At 46.7% G+C, this 16714-nt stretch carries 18 protein-coding genes and 1 pseudogene; 11 read left to right on the forward strand and 8 right to left on the reverse strand.

Annotated elements, in window-relative coordinates; genetic code table 11:
- Window positions 1-135: 135 nt before the first annotated feature.
- The 6 genes and pseudogenes from ACLFWI_RS12440 (at window position 136) to psbV2 (ending at window position 3426) form a co-directional block, all read left to right on the forward strand.
- Window positions 136-345, forward strand: a complete 210-nt coding sequence (locus ACLFWI_RS12440) for a hypothetical protein (RefSeq protein ID WP_006100380.1) — start codon at window positions 136-138, stop codon at window positions 343-345.
- 40 nt (window positions 346-385) lie between these two features.
- Window positions 386-1324 carry an acetyl-CoA carboxylase, carboxyltransferase subunit beta gene (gene accD, locus ACLFWI_RS12445; protein ID WP_446413199.1) on the forward strand — a complete coding sequence of 313 codons (939 nt, stop codon included), beginning with the start codon at window positions 386-388 and terminating at the stop codon, window positions 1322-1324.
- Window positions 1325-1518: 194 nt separating this feature from the next.
- A pseudogene (locus ACLFWI_RS12450) lies at window positions 1519-1980 on the forward strand (RNA-guided endonuclease InsQ/TnpB family protein); the annotation flags it as partial.
- 9 nt (window positions 1981-1989) lie between these two features.
- Complete coding sequence (locus ACLFWI_RS12455; RefSeq protein WP_446413212.1) at window positions 1990-2088, forward strand: zinc ribbon domain-containing protein; 99 nt, start codon at window positions 1990-1992, stop codon at window positions 2086-2088.
- Window positions 2089-2268: 180 nt separating this feature from the next.
- The gene (psbV, locus tag ACLFWI_RS12460; protein ID WP_446413200.1) at window positions 2269-2757 is read left to right on the forward strand and encodes a photosystem II cytochrome c-550; all 489 of its coding nucleotides are present in this window, start codon (window positions 2269-2271) and stop codon (window positions 2755-2757) included.
- 135 nt (window positions 2758-2892) lie between these two features.
- Window positions 2893-3426 carry a photosystem II cytochrome PsbV2 gene (gene psbV2 / locus ACLFWI_RS12465; RefSeq protein ID WP_446413201.1) on the forward strand — a complete coding sequence of 178 codons (534 nt, stop codon included), beginning with the start codon at window positions 2893-2895 and terminating at the stop codon, window positions 3424-3426.
- Here psbV2 and ACLFWI_RS12470 read toward each other — a convergent pair.
- Window positions 3418-3588 (reverse strand): hypothetical protein, encoded by a 171-nt coding sequence (locus ACLFWI_RS12470; protein ID WP_446413202.1) that lies wholly within the window; start codon window positions 3586-3588, stop codon window positions 3418-3420. The two genes, psbV2 and ACLFWI_RS12470, sit on opposite strands and share 9 nt — an antisense overlap.
- An 85-nt stretch (window positions 3589-3673) precedes the next feature.
- Here ACLFWI_RS12470 and ACLFWI_RS12475 point away from each other — a divergent pair, with 85 nt between their 5' ends.
- From ACLFWI_RS12475 to ACLFWI_RS12490, 4 genes are all read left to right on the forward strand, one after another.
- Window positions 3674-5506: a hypothetical protein gene (locus ACLFWI_RS12475; protein WP_446413203.1), complete on the forward strand. Its 1833-nt coding sequence runs from the start codon at window positions 3674-3676 to the stop codon at window positions 5504-5506.
- Window positions 5507-6223: 717 nt separating this feature from the next.
- The gene (locus ACLFWI_RS12480) at window positions 6224-7228 is read left to right on the forward strand and encodes a DMT family transporter (RefSeq protein ID WP_446408318.1); all 1005 of its coding nucleotides are present in this window, start codon (window positions 6224-6226) and stop codon (window positions 7226-7228) included.
- An 82-nt stretch (window positions 7229-7310) separates the two neighbouring features.
- Window positions 7311-7430 carry a photosystem II reaction center X protein gene (gene psbX / locus ACLFWI_RS12485; protein WP_006100705.1) on the forward strand — a complete coding sequence of 40 codons (120 nt, stop codon included), beginning with the start codon at window positions 7311-7313 and terminating at the stop codon, window positions 7428-7430.
- Window positions 7431-7653: 223 nt separating this feature from the next.
- Window positions 7654-8487: a Ycf66 family protein gene (locus tag ACLFWI_RS12490; RefSeq protein WP_446413204.1), complete on the forward strand. Its 834-nt coding sequence runs from the start codon at window positions 7654-7656 to the stop codon at window positions 8485-8487.
- Window positions 8488-8553: 66 nt separating this feature from the next.
- On the opposite strand, the gene ACLFWI_RS12495 is transcribed toward ACLFWI_RS12490, so the two are convergent.
- The 7 genes from ACLFWI_RS12495 to ACLFWI_RS12525 form a co-directional block, all read right to left on the reverse strand.
- A complete protein-coding gene (locus ACLFWI_RS12495) occupies window positions 8554-9165 on the reverse strand; it encodes a hypothetical protein (protein ID WP_446413205.1) in 612 nt (203 codons plus the stop codon).
- A 90-nt stretch (window positions 9166-9255) separates the two neighbouring features.
- Entirely contained in the window at window positions 9256-10902 is a 1647-nt protein-coding gene (locus tag ACLFWI_RS12500; protein ID WP_446413206.1) for an S-layer homology domain-containing protein, read from the reverse strand.
- 290 nt (window positions 10903-11192) lie between these two features.
- The gene (locus ACLFWI_RS12505) at window positions 11193-11381 is read right to left on the reverse strand and encodes a hypothetical protein (protein WP_446413207.1); all 189 of its coding nucleotides are present in this window, start codon (window positions 11379-11381) and stop codon (window positions 11193-11195) included.
- The gene (locus tag ACLFWI_RS12510) at window positions 11359-11733 is read right to left on the reverse strand and encodes an Hpt domain-containing protein (protein WP_446407935.1); all 375 of its coding nucleotides are present in this window, start codon (window positions 11731-11733) and stop codon (window positions 11359-11361) included. Before ACLFWI_RS12510 ends, ACLFWI_RS12505 begins: the two co-directional genes overlap by 23 nt.
- A gap of 296 nt (window positions 11734-12029) precedes the next feature.
- On the reverse strand, window positions 12030-13466 hold the full coding sequence (gene glgA / locus ACLFWI_RS12515; protein WP_446413208.1) for a glycogen synthase GlgA: 1437 nt from the start codon (window positions 13464-13466) through the stop codon (window positions 12030-12032).
- A 231-nt stretch (window positions 13467-13697) separates the two neighbouring features.
- Entirely contained in the window at window positions 13698-14651 is a 954-nt protein-coding gene (locus ACLFWI_RS12520; protein WP_446413209.1) for a ribonuclease III domain-containing protein, read from the reverse strand.
- 13 nt (window positions 14652-14664) lie between these two features.
- A complete protein-coding gene (locus ACLFWI_RS12525; protein ID WP_446413210.1) occupies window positions 14665-15159 on the reverse strand; it encodes a universal stress protein in 495 nt (164 codons plus the stop codon).
- A 289-nt stretch (window positions 15160-15448) separates the two neighbouring features.
- Between ACLFWI_RS12525 and ACLFWI_RS12530 the strand changes: the two genes are divergently transcribed.
- Window positions 15449-16552, forward strand: a complete 1104-nt coding sequence (locus ACLFWI_RS12530; RefSeq protein ID WP_446413211.1) for a metallophosphoesterase family protein — start codon at window positions 15449-15451, stop codon at window positions 16550-16552.
- Window positions 16553-16714 lie beyond the last annotated feature (162 nt).

Genomic DNA, 16714 nt, shown 5'->3' on the forward strand with positions numbered 1-16714 from the left:
CTTCAAAAGGGGGACTTTGATCGTTTCGGGAAGCGAGTATGACAGAAGACGAATGACGAATGACATAAGACAAAGCACAAATAACGATCGCAAACGAGTAAAATAACTCTTGTCTTGTGATCATCCTGCTTAATTTTGACCACCTGGATCACGCTGAAAACAACTCATACCCGCTGGGAAGCCGAGCTGATGCAGCAGGTTCTGGCAGCTCACGACATCCCTAGTCGGATTATTGATCAGGGTATCCCGTCCTATTTTGGGGCGGGAAGTCCGGCTGCGTTGCAAGTTCGCTCCTACGATCAATGGACAGCTTTGTTATTGCTCAGTTCTCCAGACGAGGAATAAGCAGAAATATCGGATAATTATTAAGGAATTAAAACATTTCATGTCTTTATTTGACTGGTTTGCCAATCGACGAAAATCAGAACCGATTCCCCAACAACGACGGGAACGGGAAATTGCTGATGGATTGTGGACAAAATGTGAGGCGTGCGCGGTTCTCACCTATACTAAAGACCTGAGAGCCAATCAAATGGTCTGCTCTGAATGTGGTCATCATATCCGGGTATATAGCGATGAACGGATTCGCCAGCTTATCGATGGGAATACCTGGATACCCCTGGATGAGCAAATTCGCCCCACTGATCCGCTAAAATTCCGCGATCGCAAATCCTATACTGATCGCCTACAAGATTACCAAGACAAGACTCAACTCACCGACGCCGTGCAAACGGGAATCGGGCAGCTTCATGGATTACCCATCGCCCTAGGCGTCATGGATTTCCGATTCATGGGCGGTAGTATGGGTTCAGTGGTGGGCGAAAAACTGACCCGCCTGATCGAACAAGCCACCCGCCAACGCTTACCTGTGGTGATTATCTGCGCCTCTGGCGGGGCGAGAATGCAAGAGGGTATGTTAAGCCTGATGCAGATGGCAAAAATCTCTGGGGCGCTGGAACAGCATCGTCAAGCTAACCTACTCTATATCCCTGTGTTAACCCATCCTACTACGGGAGGCGTTACGGCTAGTTTTGCTATGTTAGGGGACATTATCCTGGCTGAACCCAAAGCCACCATCGGTTTTGCGGGACGCCGAGTGATTGAGCAAACCTTGCGCGAAAAACTCCCCGACGACTTTCAAACCTCTGAATATCTACTCCAGTACGGCTTTGTCGATGCGATCATCCCTCGCACCCAGTTGAAAAAGACCCTGGCGCAGCTTATCCGTCTCCATCAACCCTTCCCCACCTCACCTACTGTGGTTTCCCATTCGGAACCGATGACGTTGATGGCGAAAGGCGCTGATCATAAAAGTGAGTTTTAACGGGAAAGCTTGTGAGTTTTTACCTATAACCCTTTGTTTGATGTAAAAAACTTCTTGAGAGAAAGGTGTCACGAGAGTGGCATCATATTCATACTCACTTGTCGCATCTGCCACTGTCATGATCAGTATTTTCGCCAGGTTAAGGTAACCCTCAGGTTGTATGATAAAAGTATCACATTGTTGTGGTCGAATCAATGTTAGTAGGATTCAAGACAGAGTTAAAACTGAACAACAAACAGCGAACGCAGTTAGCTAAACACGCGGGTGTTGCCCGTCATGCCTGGAATTGGGGGTTAGGCTTAACCAAACAGATACTTGACCACAATCGGGACAATCCAGATGACAAAATTAAGTTTCCCACTGGAATTGACCTGCACAAATGGTTGGTGGCACTGGTTAAGCCCATTTGCCCATGGTATTACGAGGTGAGTAAATGCGCTCCCCAGTATGCACTCTCTCAGCTAGCTATTGCATGGAAGCGAGTATTTAAGAAAACGAGCAAGCCACCTCGGTTCAAACGTAAAGGAAAACACGACAGCTTTACCCTGGATGGGTCAATCAAGCTTGACCACTTTCGGATAAGAGTCCCAGTCATCGGCTGGCTGAGGACTTATGAACGGTTGCCTGTCTACTTCCAGCCCAAGTCGGTGACCATAAAAGATTCAATGCCATTATCTGAGCGAGTGTTCCGGTGTGACAACTGTGGGTTTGAGTGTGACCGAGATTTGAACGCATCGCTCAATTTAGAGCAAGCCGCCAGTTAGACGGTGTTAGCCTGTGGACTGGGAAGATGCCGACACCACCAGAATGAAGCAGGAAGTAAACAGCAGATTTGACCAGCTACTGGTAGATTTGTATAAGTTTTACGTAACGGATAAGCTACAGGTTGAGCAATTTTCATGCATTTAAAACGAATGAGCCAAATTTTCCAAGGAGAACCCCGAATGAAACGATTGATCTTGCTGGCTGTGGCAATGGTATTCTTTGTATTTCAAATAGCGGTGAGTAGCGCAACCGCTCTTGAACTGAGTGAGGACATTCGCACCGTTCCCGTGAATGAACAGGGTGATACCACTGTTCTCAGCCTAGAAGAGGTAGCCAAAGGCAAACGCCTGTTTAACGATAGCTGTAGTCAATGTCATATCGGCGGCAGAACCAAGACAAACCCCAACGTAACCTTACGTCTGGAAGATCTGAAACTGGCATTCCCGCCTCGGGATAACATTGCCGCTCTCGTAGACTATATGAAAAACCCGACAACCTACGATGGATTTACGGAGATTTATGAATTCCACCCCAGCACTCGCAGCGCCGATATCTTTCCTGAGATGAGAAATCTGACGGAGGATGACCTCAAAGCGATCGCGGGTTATATTCTAGTCCAGCCGAAAGTCCAAGGTATCATGTGGGGAGGCGGTAAGGTTTATAACTAAATCAGGATTTTTTTGAATCATTGGAGGGTTGAAAGTAGACGATTAAAAGGTTGGAGGTCAAACCATTCAATGTTTAATTGGCTAGTGTTCAACCCTTCAGTAACTACAAACAAAAGATAAAAAAACGAGAACCTAATGCTGAAGAATAGAATTAAAAAAATTCACCTTAGCCATTCATTCCGATACAATCTTTTATTCCGCCGTCTGTTCGCTACGTTGATGGCTCTCTGTATCGTCTTTATGGTTAGCTCTCCAGCTTATGCGATAGATGACTACGTTAAACGCTTCTTAAAGGTGACTGAACCCATTGCATTAGATTTAGATGGACAGGGACAGACAAAGGAATTTACCCCAGACGATTTGGCTGAGGGAAAAGAACTGTTTAAAGCCCATTGCATCAATTGTCATGTTGGCGGAACCACCCTCCAAGATCCCAGAGTATCCCTAGGATTGGAAACATTAGCGGGAGCAACCCCACCTCGCGATAATGTCGATGGGATTATCTCTTTTCTCAGAGAACCCATGACTTATGATGGCAGCGCCCCAAGCTTTTGGTGTCGCCAAGTCCCAGACACTTGGATGCCACGGGAGCAAATTGAAAAGTTAGCTGCATTCGTCCTGAGAGCGGCTCAAAAGGCTCCCGGTTGGGGTGGGAAGGCTTCATCTTAAAGTGATGTAGAGACGTGCCATGGCGCGTCTGGGAGCTGGGGAAGTGATGTAGAGACGTGCCATGGCGCGTCTGGGAGCTGGGGAAGATGGGGAAGTTAACTCAAAACGCTTACCTATTCCCTGTTCCCTGTTCCCGGTTCCCTGACGAATAACAAATGACAATCCTCGCCGTTTTTAAATTGTCCCTACCGACTAATAGGTCATAATGGGGTGTAAATTTTGAGAGTAGCGCTCAAGCTTTGAGCAAATGAAAACAGCGACGCGCCCAGAGGAATTAACGGATTTAGGCAACTGCTTACAGGAGGACTTGCAGTCATACCTGCATGAGAGCATTTCTGTTCAAATTCGCTGTCGGCGAAGTGATGAACGGTTAGCGATTTGGGTACAGCATCCCGCCGAGGCGACGCTGGATCAAGACCAGATTATGGCGTTTTTAGAACAAACGATCCGCAGCCAATATCCATTGGTGGCTCAACAAGCAAGAGTTAACCTGCTGCGAGCTGGCGAAAAGAAACCTTACATGTCGCGATCGCTCTGCCTAGATTTGCCTGAACCTGAACCCGAAACGACGACAACCTCTGAGGCGGATGCGGTAGAAACAAACCAGACAGAGCAGACTAACTCCTCCTCTGAGGCGGAAACTCCGCCAAAACTAGACTCAGAAGAAACACAAGCGGAATCATCGCATCCGTGGGATCAACCGATTCCGGAGGTAAACGATAAAGCGGATGAGTCAGAATCCGAACAACCGCCGTCAGTCAAGCTCAGGTTAAAATCATCCTGGCTACCGTTAGTAGTAGCGGGTGCTGGGTTGAGTTTGGTGGTTTTCTTGAGCACGCTTTATGTCCTGACTCGCCCTTGTGTCATGGGTAAATGCACGGTTTTGCCAGAAGCGGAACAGTTAAGTCACAAATCAGCAGAAACCCTGCAAAACCCAGAATCGGGAAAAGCGGTTTTGGAAGCCCAAGAGCAGCTACAAGAAGCGATTCAATTAGTGGCGGTGATTCCGCCTTGGTCCAGTTACCGCCGCCAAGCGCAACAAAAACTGCAAGTCTATCAGTCCCAATCCGAAACCGTGGCGGATATGGTAGAGGCACTGAAAACGGCGGCTAGAGCCGGGTATGAGAGCCAAAACCCGCCGCATCCAGAAGCGAAGTGGCGGGAAGTTCAGAGCATCTGGCGAGAGGCGATCGCGAAATTGGAACAGCTACCTACTGATAGCAATCTTCAACCTTTAGCCAAAACCAAAATTAAGGCGTATAAGACGAACTTAGAAGAAATTAATCAGCGACTGCTCAAAGAACGAAAAGCCCAGGAACATTTAAAAGCGGCTCAAGAAGCGGCGCGGATGGCTGAAGTACGTCAAGGAATTGCCCAATCCTTATCAGACTGGCAATTAGTTTATGCCACTTGGCAAGCGTCGATGGGACGTCTGAAACAGATTCCCCAAGGGACAACTGCTTATCAGGAAGCTCAAGAGTTATTGGCGCTGTATTTACCAAAACTTGCCCAAGCCCGCGATCGCAAAACTCAAGAACAAATTTCTGCCAATGCCTATAATCAAGGCGTGCGGCTGGCTCAACTGGCGACAGACTCTCAATCCGATCAGCAATGGTCAGTGGCTCTGGTTCACTGGCGCAATGCCTTAACCTATGTTAATCAAGTACCCAAAGAGACCTATTACTATGCTAAGTCACAATCTTTGGTTGAACCCTACCGAGGTGCGCTCAAACAGGCTCAAAACCAGCTTCAGTTAGCCGTCAAGATGCAACAAGCTCGCCGGGATCTGAATCAGACTTGTTCAGGTACACCCAGCATTTGTACCTATACAATTGACAACCAGATGATCAAGGTACGGTTAACACCTGCTTATGTCCAGATGGTGCAACAAGGGGCAATGATAGCTAAAGCTCAAGGCAACTCAGATGCTCATGCAGGTCTTGTGAATCACATTTTGACCTTGGGAGAAGCGTTGGAAGTGATTAGCGATAATGCCCAATTGCGAGTAGAGGTTTATACGCCAGAGGGTGTGATGATTCAATCCCATAATCCAGCTCAGTCAGTCGGTGGGGATAATTAGGGGCTGCTGAATAAGTGTTGTGGTGAGGGGAAGCTGGGGGAGCTGGGGGAGCAATGTAGAGACGCGCCATGGCGCGTCTGGGAGCTGGGGGAGCAAGGGTACATTTTCCCTGAGCAAGGTGATGCCATACTTAACGTTAATGGCTAGCGTTAATGGCTAGAATTGTCATTTGTCATTCGTTTAAATTGTAGCGGCGATCGCAGGTTTTTATTAAAACAATACGCCTGTTCTATGTCAGAAGCGGCTTGGCGAAATGAGCAGACTTTCTGGCTGGAAGAGGATGATCTTGGTAACTGTACAATCAGACTTTCAGTCTTGCCTTGAACTCAAGTATTTTAAGGAATACAGTGTAATATAACAAAATATTAATTTCAGTAACAAAATACAAAATAATTGGAGTTTAGGTCACTCTTAAACCTTAAGATACCTAGTAGCGTTAGCTGAAAAGCCACGCTTCTACAATCCAAAAACTCAAAAAGGATTATCCTCCTGAAAAGATAGTCTTTCTTTGCGCCTTCTGGCACGAAGCCAATCAGACCCACTCTAGTGAGTTTAAATGATTTGTGAAAACAGAGGCAGCGGAAAAGGGTGCTATTTCACAACTGAGGGAAATTTCAAAGGCTAAGTAATAGGCTATAGCAAGACGAGTGATTTAGATAATTTATAAATTATTTTTATCGAACTTATAACGATCAAATTACTTTCTATGGACTTGAAATGATACAGAAAACTCAACCGTTACACTTATCTAAATCTCAGCTCAATCCTAGTCCAACGATGATGGCTATCATTGCCATATTTACCGCCATCGTCGCTTTATCCCTTGCGGCTATATTTATCCGATTGAGCGAACGAGAACTTGGTCCATTTGCCACCATCTTTAACCGATTCTGGATTGCCTTTATCGTCTTATGGCTATTGAACCAGTCGAAAGCGCGATCGCAACACGATGAACAATCGTCTATACCTAAGTCAGAGTATACGCTTCGCGATTGGATCATGTTGATCGCGGCTGGCGTTATGTTTTGGGGATGTTTGGCACTTTGGGCATGGTCTCTCACCCAAACAGGTGTTGCTAATTCCACCATCTTACATAACTTGACTCCCTTATTTACCACTCTGGGAGTATGGCTGATATTCGGTCAGCGTTTTGATAGTCGGTTTCTGATTGGGTTGATGATGGCAATGGTGGGAGCAACTGCACTAGGAGTTGATGATTTACAAGTCGCAACCGATAACTTTGCCGGAGATATTGCCGCGTTGTTATCCGCCCTGTTTTCCGCCGCCAACTTGATGCTGATTGAAAAACTGCGTGCTAAGTGGGATGCCACAAATATTATTATGTGGTGCTGCTTAGTGGGAACAGTGGTAACCTTACCCGTTGTCCTGCTAGCTGAAGACAGACTGTTCCCAATTTCGGGTTCAGGATGGTTATCGGTTATCGGTTTAGCGGTTGTCTGTCAAGTTGTTGGTCAAGGACTTCAGGCATATAGCCTCAAACGCTTGTCTTCTGGCTTAGTGGGTGTGTTCCTGCTCCTTGATCCGGTACTAGCGGCTTTGGTGGCGTGGGTTCTGTTTGCAGAACACTTAAGTCTGTTTAACGGATTCGCGTTTGCTGTGGTTTTACTTGGCATTTATATCGCTAAATCAAGTCACTACGCCTCTCAAGTTATGGAAAAGGACTCCCAACCTGCGCTCTGTGTCGCAGGTAAAACGTCTTGAAACAGTGATCACGGGTAAATAGGGGAGATTAGGGAGTTAGGGTAAAATGAGTATGAACAATAGTTACAAGGATTAAAGTTCTATGACGCCCTCATTAGCCAACTTTTTCTGGAGTCTCGTTTTGGGTGGGGTAATTGTGGTGATTCCCGCCACTGTTGCTCTGATCTTTATCAGCCAGAAGGATAAAATCCAACGATCCTAAGCTTGAGCGGTCGTTTTTGAACCCTTTGTCCAGGAACAGGGTAGCTCATCAGTCGCTACCCTGTTTTCGCTATCTAGCTTCCTGAACCTGAACTTGAGTAGAATAGACTAGGCGTGAAGCTTTATTCCCCCAACTGGGTCAACAAATTTTGGCATAGCCAGTTAAAAAGGTAGAGATTTATGGGCAAAACTCGCTACCATAGGACTGACTTAGGAGAGCAGCAATGGTAAATTTTGGGCTGAACTCAGCCAGTATTCTGGGCATTTTCTTGGCAGTTGCCGGAGCAGGGCTTTATTTCCTGCGATCGGTACGTCCGGAGTTAGCACGAGATCACGACATATTTTTCGCCGCTGTCGGACTCTTGTGCGGCTTTATTTTGGTATTTCAAGGATGGCGACTTGATCCGATTCTCCAGTTTGGTCAGTTTCTGTTGACGGGTTCTGTAATTTTCTTTGCGGTTGAAACCCTTCGTCTACGAGGGATCACCACCGAACAAGCCAAACGCAATACAAAAGTTGTCGATGACGAACGCCCGGTGAGCAACGTTTATCGCCAGGTAGCTGAGTTGGACGAACTTGAACCGATGGAAGATGAAGATCCCTACATTGGTCGTCGCCTCCGGGGAACAGCAGATTCGCGCTATAACCGCAGCGACAGGTACGAAACCGAGGTTCGCCGTCCTAAAAGTCGCAGCGTCTCCGATGACTTCCCCCCAGAAGAACGCTCACGTAAACGCCGTCCACGTCCTGCAACTCGTTCCTCAAGACCTCCTGCAGACAGATGGGAGGCTGATGTAGATAATGACTGGGATGATAGACCAACTCCTACTCGTCGTCCTCGCCCTTCGCGTCCACCGAGTCGCAGCCCCAACCCTGATATAGAGCCTGATATAGAGCCCCCACCTAGAAAAAGACGTCGTCCTGCCCAGGACTTAACGGTATCTGTGGCAGATCAAGAGGTAGAACCGCCTGCCAGCGATTATGTGGATTATAGACCAATCGATCCCTTGGAGGACGAAGACGAGGACGACTACATGCCTAGAGGTTCAGAATACTAAGATGAGTAGAGTTGGGTTGGGTTCCTGAACCCAACCTACAACCTAAAAATTATTAAGCTTCCTCGTTTAATTAGTCGCTAAAGCCGCATTTAACAAAATAGCCAGAACAGAACGAATAGCTCGCAGTTCTTCCGGCGGTTCCCGTAAAAACTCAAAATTACTGGCACTAATTAAAGCATTGTACGCTTCAACCACAGCCGCAAACTGAGCGGCATTAACGCTACCACCTGCTGTCAATCCGGATAGGCTAGTAGCGAGATTCTGGGCAAGGGTGGGATTTGCCCCAGCATTCGCGAGGGCGTTTTGAATTTGACTCACTCCCGCATCAACGTTACCCGTTCCCGTCAAAACCTGGGCAAAGTTTTGCTGGACTGCTGCGGGAATTGGAGACGTATCATTACCAACACCGGGCAAATTCCGTTGGGCAAGTCGTTCATTCACGATATCCGCCGCATCGAAAACATCCTCTTGTATCTGAGACGTTTCATACACGAGAATGAGTTCACCACCTCCTGCCGGAGCAAAAGCACCGCCCGCTATATCACTGGTGGTAATAATATTGCCCGTAACATCAGATAGGACAGGCTTGGCTTGGCTCGATGTTGTCATCGATAAAATTCCTGCTACTCCCACAGCTAAACCTAATCCTAACTGAAATGCTAAATGTCTCTTTTTCATCGTCTTCTCCTTATATAACTGATTTGAGTAATGGGCATCGCATTGCTATGCCCCTACGCCACGAATTGGAGGTGAATCAATCTACAAGCTTTAGAACGATAGCCCATAACCAATCCCCAAAATGAACCGAGGTTCATCGCCAGCATTACCCGTCACATCAGCTACAGCCGGGGTAATCACCAGAGGAACCCCCTGAATCGGCACAATTGAAGCGCCTAAATATAAATCTTGGCCCGTCCAATCGGCGATTAAAGTAACAGGTTCTACAACTTGCAGACCAATGCTACCAAAAACATTTGTTGTACCTTCTTTATCCTCAATATCTTCTTCAGAACGGAAACGCCCCCCACCGAGACCAACAGAAGCAGTTAGGCGACTAAAGGGATCACTGGAATTTTCTCGCAAACGGAAAACTTTACTGACAACCCCATAAACACTTTGGTCGCCATCCGTATTACCCCAAACAATGGCATTCTCCACACCAATTGCCACCGCTAAATCATCACCAATTAAGCGGTGAAGTTTGAAACTAATTCCGCCATCTTCAAAGGTATCGCCAAATAAGTCATAAATTGAAACAGCGGTTTCTAGGGCAACAATTCTTCTAGCATCACCGACACCAAAACCGACAACAACCGCACCATCGTCTTCATCGAAAAACCGCACTTGCTCTTGATAGGTAGCACCGAAGAATATATTCCCCGTTTGAGCGCCGAAAGCTGTAGGGCTATTAATACTAGAACCCCCGCGTACAATCCGACGCAATTGCTCTTCCACCGGCGGTGCTGGCAAGAGATATTGCCGTCGCAAGGCAGCAAGTTGTTCCGGTGTCGGTGTTGGTGGTGTTGGGGGTTCTTGGGCAATGGGTTCGTAACCTACAATGTAACGGCTGGCTACAGTGGAGGGCGGGATTTGGGGTAATTGACCTTGGCTGACTAATGCTTGGTAGATAAAGGCAGCTACATCAGCACGAGTAGCCGTCTGATTCGGATTTAAGAACGCCACATTCGGGTAATTCACCACCATCTGGTTTACCGTTGCTGCCGCAACGCTATTCTGCGCCCAGTCCGGAATTTGAGCGGCATCCTGAAAGGCTTGATTTAATAGGGCTGTACTTTGATCGGGAGCCGATAAATCCAACCCACTGACTAATGCCACTAGCACTTGCACACGCGGGATATTTTGATCCGGAAGGAAAATATTATTGGGATATCCTTCCATAAATCCCATGCGATACGCTTCTTGAATGGCATCCAATGCCCAGAAGTTAGCTGGGATATCCGAAAACTGAGTTCCTGGACGTTCCAGGGGTTGGTCAAACGCCTGACGAATCATCGCTGCAAACTGAGCGCGGGTGACTGGGGCATTGGGTCGAAATGTCCCATCGGGAAATCCCTGGATGATTCCCCGTGCGGCTAGGGCTTCGATAAAGGCTTGCGCCCAATTGCCTTGAATATCGGGAAAGGTTGTGGCTTGCACGATTTGTCTGCCACGACTAGGCGTTGATGTCGGTGCTGTTTGTGCGGGTTGAGTTGTATTTGGGGCAGAGTTTTGGGGACGCAGGGCATCCGCACCCAGCATGTTATTTAGGAGTGATTCTCCTAATGAGCCTTTTTGATTGGCTTGTGGGTTGGTTTGGGCTTGGGCAATACTCTGAGGACTAGTGATGTTAGCTGCCAGACTGAGTAAGGTGCTGCCCACCACTGAACTAATCACAATATATCCCCAATGGTGCATAGTTTTGCCGATTGGCTGGAAACAACCCTTAAACCTATATCTCCTCATCACTTTTGCTATGCTCCCGAAGCTCTCGTTGTTACCTCAAAGGTACATGAGTTTTGTCGATTAATGCCTTAATTGATCTAAAAAATTGGCGTGGATACTTCTGTTATTGCCCCATGGGGTTTAAGGGAAGTATTGATTCCAATACACAATAGTGGCTAAAATGTCAAGCCTTGTTGAACGTGCTTAGGGATTTCGCATTTCGCTGTTACTCAATCGTGTTATACCTTCAGGCATATAAAATGTTAGTTTAGCAATAATAGCTGGCTTTGACTAAAATGGCACAAAAATTTGACTAAAGAGCGACCCAATCTAATTGAGTGGATACAGTTGCAGATAAACTCATCAGCACCAGCATCTAAGCCTTGAACGCGATCGGTAATTTGATAGCCGATTAAACGCAATGCTATATTAGGGGAGTTGGTTAGAAACATAAGATTGTACCCCTAACCTCTGGCTCTCTAGTGCAATAAGCAGATCGGCAACATTGGACGAATTCTCGGCTTTTGCCTGACGCTCCAATTCAGTCGCGATCGCTTGGAGAGATGAAACACCCACATTAGCCGCCGCCCCTTTCAGTTGATGGGCGCATCTGGCGACAGTTGAATAATCATTGACAGCTTCAGCTTGTTTAATCGCTTCTAGGTTAAGGCGAATGACCTCTACCAAGGCGGCGAGCAGCTCACCTTTTAACTCCACTTCACCTAGGCTTACTTCCTCTAAGCGATCAAAGTCGATCTCGATATCGTTGGTAGAATTGATCGGTGAAAAATTCGATTCAGACAAAAATCTTCAATTCCGATTTTTATTGGGCAGTAGTTAATTATAACCTTACCATGAACTGATCACGCTGGGGGTTCAGTGGAAATGCAGGAAAGCCGAAGGACTCCAGGTGCAGGGGACGGAGCGAAGTCTCGTAGTTCATCTGCAAACTGAGTAAGGGCGGGTTTTGCACAAATTTTACCATCAATAGCCAACAGAAAGTCCCCAAACCCGCCCCTACAAGTATCACGAATCACCTGTTCCCTTTAGATTCCCGAAGCCTTAATTAAATCGGTCGGGGATTGGGTGAGGAAGTAAGTTTAACTGACAACACCTGTAAGGGTTGAATCTGCCTCTTGGGTTTGGGCAGTTTCGTCCTCTGGCGGTAATCCTAAAACCTCTCGGTAGGTGCGGATATACTGTTTGGCTGATTTATCCCAACTGAAATTCTGACGCATACCGCGTTGCTGTAGTGTTGTCCATTGATCTTTAAAGCGGAAGCCTTCCCAAGCCCGTACCATACAGGTATAAAAGTCTAACGGTTCATAGCGGTCAAAACAGTAACCTGTCCCAGTTTGGCTAACAGGTTCATGGTGAAAAACCGTATCCACCAGACCCCCTGTGCGCCGGACAATGGGGACACAACCATAGCGCATAGAGAGCATTTGACTAATGCCACAAGGTTCAAAGCGGGATGGCATTAGGAATGCATCACAACCTGCATAAATGCGTCGGGACAGAGCATCACTATAAAGGAGTTGGACAGACACACGACCCCGATAGCGAGATGCCAATTGCCACATTTGGGTTTCGTAGTAGCGTTCACCAGATGCCAGCAATATAAATTGGGCATCGCTGTAAGCCAGGAAGCGATCAATGACTTGTAATAATAGGTCAATCCCCTTTTGCTCCACCAGGCGCGTGACCATGCCCATGAAAAAGGCATTGGAGTTGACTTCTAAGCCCACCTCTTCTTGCAGGGTCACTTTGTTTTTGCGACGTAATTCCAGCGTATCGGCGCTGAAATTTTGCTCGATATATTTGTCGGTTTCTGGGTCATAACTATCCGTATCAATGCCATTAAGAATCCCGACTGTTTTACCACTAATGAAAGACATTAAGCCTTCTAGAGTTTCACCGTATTCAGCCGTGCGGATTTGTTCTGCATAAGTTGGCGACACGACAGTCACTCGATCCGCAAATTGTACCGCTGCTGCCATTGTATTATGACCTTGCATATACCAGGGACACCAGGTTATCTGCTGTAAGCGCCAGCGCCAGGGACCTTGATACGCCAAGTTGTGAATCGTAAAGACGGTGGAAATATCCGGGGATTGGTTCATCCACACCGGAATCATGCCTGTATGCCAATCGTGACAATGAATAATTTGCGGTTTCCAGTAGTTCCAGGCAAACTCAGCCGCACCATTAGCAAAGAGAGTAAATCGCCAGTCTTCATCCGCTCCGGCGTAAATATAGCGTCCTGAGAAGGCGAGATGACCAAACAGATAAAGGGGGACATCGGTTCCGGGTAATACCGTCTCATAGACAGCGAATGACTCAAACATGGCAGATCCCCACCAGACAGGTTCTTTGGGAATCTCCATCTTGTCGGGTAAAAAGCCGTAATACGGCATAAAAATCCGCACATCATGTCCCAAGCGCTTCAGGAACTTAGGCAATGCGCCCACGACATCCCCCATACCGCCGACTTTTGCCAGGGGCGCTACCTCTGCGGCAACAAAAAGAATATTCATGATGATGGTTGTGTACGATTAAGTCTCAAGTAGTAATACTATCCTTCAGAGGAGCGTTTACAATGACGAGTTCTTGAATTCGGGGCATTTTTGCGTCAATGAGGGGAGATAGAAATCAAATTACAGGTCAAACCCCTGTTCCCTTTAGAGGCGATGAACCACCTGTAGGAGCGATCCGTTTGACCTAATGGCTCTGTGGGAGTTATGTTTATCAGTTTTACGGCTACCAACCTAACCTTCCATCACCTGATTAAACCGATCTCTCCCCGCATGATAATCTTTACTTTCATACCCCATAACATGGCGGACAATCCACTTTTGTGATCGACCATCCTCCATCAGTAAACGAATCGCCTTTCTTAACACCTGATCCTGATCAACAAACCGTTCAACAAACCAGTTTTCAGTGTCCGCAAATCCCCGCTTATCATTTTCAGCACTGCGATTCAGATAAACGGCGGCTAATAATGCCTTAAATGATTTGCCTAAAACCTTCTCATTCCCAAAATTCAGCGCTGTCAGATCCTCAGTCGTGATTTGATTAATATAGTCGGATTGATTCTCCTTAGACGTTAACTCCTTAAACAACTCATTTAAATTGCCCACTTTCACATGAGGAAGATAGTCATACAAATAATCCGCAACTATCCCCTTCAATACCGCATCTCCCAGAAACCTTAACTGTTTATTCGGTGACGAACGCTCTTTCTTATTTTTTAAATGCCGCTCCAGCAACGGCGCAATCAACTGCTTAACCAACCAATTCCGCGCCTGAGAAAACCCCCGATCCTGATGAATCGCCCCAACTAACGCTATCAATGCTTCTTCAAAGGGATTGTGATTTTGTAAACGCAAGCGATGCCGTTCTTGGGTTAGTCCCAGAAACGGATACCCTTCGCCTAACCCCAATTGATACCATAGTTTGGTTAACCGTTGTCCTTCGACTAACTTGTCCCGTAAGCCTTTAAAATTACTCACCTCTAAATAGGGACAGTTATGATATAAATAGTCAGTAATTACCAGATTAACAATAGCATCTCCAATAAATTTTAAGCGCTCGTTATTTTGTTCAGGTTCTCCAATTTGTTCAGCATAAGAGCGATGCATCAAAGCAAGTCTAAGCAGATCACTATGCTTAAATTGAATAGCAATTTGGCTTTCTAAAGATTCAGAATTCCATTCCATCAGTTTTACAGAATTAAGACGTTTTAACAGTAGGTAATTGCACCGTCAGGACTGAACAGGGAGCATGATGGAGAACATAATTACTGACACTCCCCAAAATTAACTCCGAAAGCCCTGACAACCCCCGATGACCAATAATAATTAGATCAGCTTGCCAATTCTTCGCCACCTTACAGATGGTTTCCCCCGGACTTCCTGGCACCTGGGTAAACTCAGCCGAGACACCAGCCGCCGTAGCTGCACCTGTGCGCGATCGCAAAATCTCCAGACATTCGCTTTCAAATTCGTCCCACTGCTTGCGGTAGCTGACATTCACATCATCTAATCGCCACGGATAATAGTCCGCCTCGGAAAATCCTGGCATACCCGGACTCGTGTCTTCCTGCGGAGACAGAACGTGCAACAGTAATAGATGACCCTTGACCGCTTTGGCTAACTCTAGGGCTTGATCAAAAACATGATCACTCATACCAGAGGTATCTATGGCAACAAGCATCTTTTCAAACATAACCACTTTCTCCAAAACCCTGGTAAATAGTAGGGTTGTTACCCCTCTGACAATGGTATAATGAATTTCAAACCTGGATGGTGTCGCTCGATTTCGGCAAAGCACTAGCTTATAGATGCTAATTCTAATCTAGCGATTGTGTCGGAATCTGGCTCGAAAATATACAGAATAATTAATTTTTGTGAAAATCTAGATGCCAGAAACATCTAAGGTTTCACAGAAACTTTTGCAGCCAAGACAAATCCGACACTCAACCTGGAAACCAAGGGCTGAGAGAGGGAAAAATTTCATGAGTTTAAATGCCCGCTTTGCGGTAATCAGCGACTTACACATTGCTCTACCCCAAACTATTTGGGATATTCCCAACCGCTTCCATTTAGTGGAAATCAGTATCCCTGCCCTAGAGTTAGTATTCAACCATTTAGAACATATTGATCTAGATTTTCTCCTGCTTCCAGGAGACTTAACCCAGCACGGCGAACCGACGAACCATGACTGGCTACAACGGCGATTGTCCCAGCTACCCTACCCGGTTTACGTTGTACCTGGTAATCATGATGTCCCCACGCTATTACCCGATGAACGTTCGATTGGATTAAAAGAGTTTCCCCATTACTATCGTCAATTTGGCTATGAGAATCCCGACCAACTCTACTACACCCGTGAAATTTTCCCCGGTGTGCAGCTTATTGGGCTAAATTCCAACCAATTTGACCAGAAGGGTAAACAACGGGGTTGTCTGGATGCACCGCAATTGGCATGGCTTGAGGATGTGCTTGCCCAAACCCAGGATAAGTTGGTTGTGGTCATGGTACATCACAATGTCATCGAACATCTACCGGATCAAGCCAAGCATCCCTTGGGACGGCGCTATATGCTGGATAATGCCCCCACCCTGTTAAATCTGCTCAAAGCGGCTGGGGTGAATTTGATCTTTACGGGTCATCTTCATGTCCAGGATATTGCCTATCATCAGGGAATCTATGATATTACCACTGGATCATTAGTCAGCTATCCCCATCCCTACCGAGTCTTAGAACTGCGAACCGATAATTTAGGGAATCGCTGGTTACAGATAGAATCCCATCACATCACCTCTGTACCCGGTTGGGAGAATTTGCCGGAAATTTCGCGAAAATGGATGGGCGATCGCTCTCATCCGTTTATGGTAAAGTTACTTACCGCCCCACCTTTATGTTTACCCCAACACGACGCGGATAAACTTGCCCCCAGTTTACGTAACTTTTGGGCAGATATTGCTGTGGGTGACACCTATTTTGATTTTCCCGATTTTCCGCCGCCTGTCCGCCGCTATTTCCAAACCTTCAGCGCGATGGATAGTAACGGGAAACCTGCTTTTATCGATAATCACACGACCTTACTCCTGGAGTAATTCCCTTTTTGCCCTGGCGACTGAAGTCGCGGCTATACAAACAAAGTCCGCCTACGCGGACTGAACTATCAAGGGGGTACTAAAAGCGAAACGCTTTATCAGCGAGTCTTTAGCCACAAGAGATCAGGACGCGATCGCACGTTAATAAACTATCATAGACCT

The organism is Coleofasciculus sp. (assembly GCF_046539235.1).
In the GTDB taxonomy this organism is placed as follows: Bacteria; Cyanobacteriota; Cyanobacteriia; order Cyanobacteriales; family Coleofasciculaceae; genus Coleofasciculus.

What these genes read in the sequence shown, in the direction of transcription:
- ACLFWI_RS12475 (WP_446413203.1), top strand. Translation starts at nt 3,674, where the DNA reads ATGAAAACAGCGACGCGCCCAGAGGAATTAACGGATTTAGGCAACTGC.
- psbX (WP_006100705.1), top strand. Translation starts at nt 7,311, where the DNA reads ATGACGCCCTCATTAGCCAACTTTTTCTGGAGTCTCGTTTTGGGTGGG.
- ACLFWI_RS12500 (WP_446413206.1), bottom strand. Translation starts at nt 10,902, where the DNA reads ATGCACCATTGGGGATATATTGTGATTAGTTCAGTGGTGGGCAGCACC.
- ACLFWI_RS12530 (WP_446413211.1), top strand. Translation starts at nt 15,449, where the DNA reads ATGAGTTTAAATGCCCGCTTTGCGGTAATCAGCGACTTACACATTGCT.
- ACLFWI_RS12455 (WP_446413212.1), top strand. Translation starts at nt 1,990, where the DNA reads ATGCCATTATCTGAGCGAGTGTTCCGGTGTGACAACTGTGGGTTTGAG.
- ACLFWI_RS12520 (WP_446413209.1), bottom strand. Translation starts at nt 14,651, where the DNA reads ATGGAATGGAATTCTGAATCTTTAGAAAGCCAAATTGCTATTCAATTT.
- ACLFWI_RS12505 (WP_446413207.1), bottom strand. Translation starts at nt 11,381, where the DNA reads ATGTTTCTAACCAACTCCCCTAATATAGCATTGCGTTTAATCGGCTAT.
- ACLFWI_RS12495 (WP_446413205.1), bottom strand. Translation starts at nt 9,165, where the DNA reads ATGAAAAAGAGACATTTAGCATTTCAGTTAGGATTAGGTTTAGCTGTG.
- psbV (WP_446413200.1), top strand. Translation starts at nt 2,269, where the DNA reads ATGAAACGATTGATCTTGCTGGCTGTGGCAATGGTATTCTTTGTATTT.
- glgA (WP_446413208.1), bottom strand. Translation starts at nt 13,466, where the DNA reads ATGAATATTCTTTTTGTTGCCGCAGAGGTAGCGCCCCTGGCAAAAGTC.
- ACLFWI_RS12480 (WP_446408318.1), top strand. Translation starts at nt 6,224, where the DNA reads ATGATACAGAAAACTCAACCGTTACACTTATCTAAATCTCAGCTCAAT.
- psbV2 (WP_446413201.1), top strand. Translation starts at nt 2,893, where the DNA reads ATGCTGAAGAATAGAATTAAAAAAATTCACCTTAGCCATTCATTCCGA.
- accD (WP_446413199.1), top strand. Translation starts at nt 386, where the DNA reads ATGTCTTTATTTGACTGGTTTGCCAATCGACGAAAATCAGAACCGATT.
- ACLFWI_RS12490 (WP_446413204.1), top strand. Translation starts at nt 7,654, where the DNA reads ATGGTAAATTTTGGGCTGAACTCAGCCAGTATTCTGGGCATTTTCTTG.
- ACLFWI_RS12525 (WP_446413210.1), bottom strand. Translation starts at nt 15,159, where the DNA reads ATGTTTGAAAAGATGCTTGTTGCCATAGATACCTCTGGTATGAGTGAT.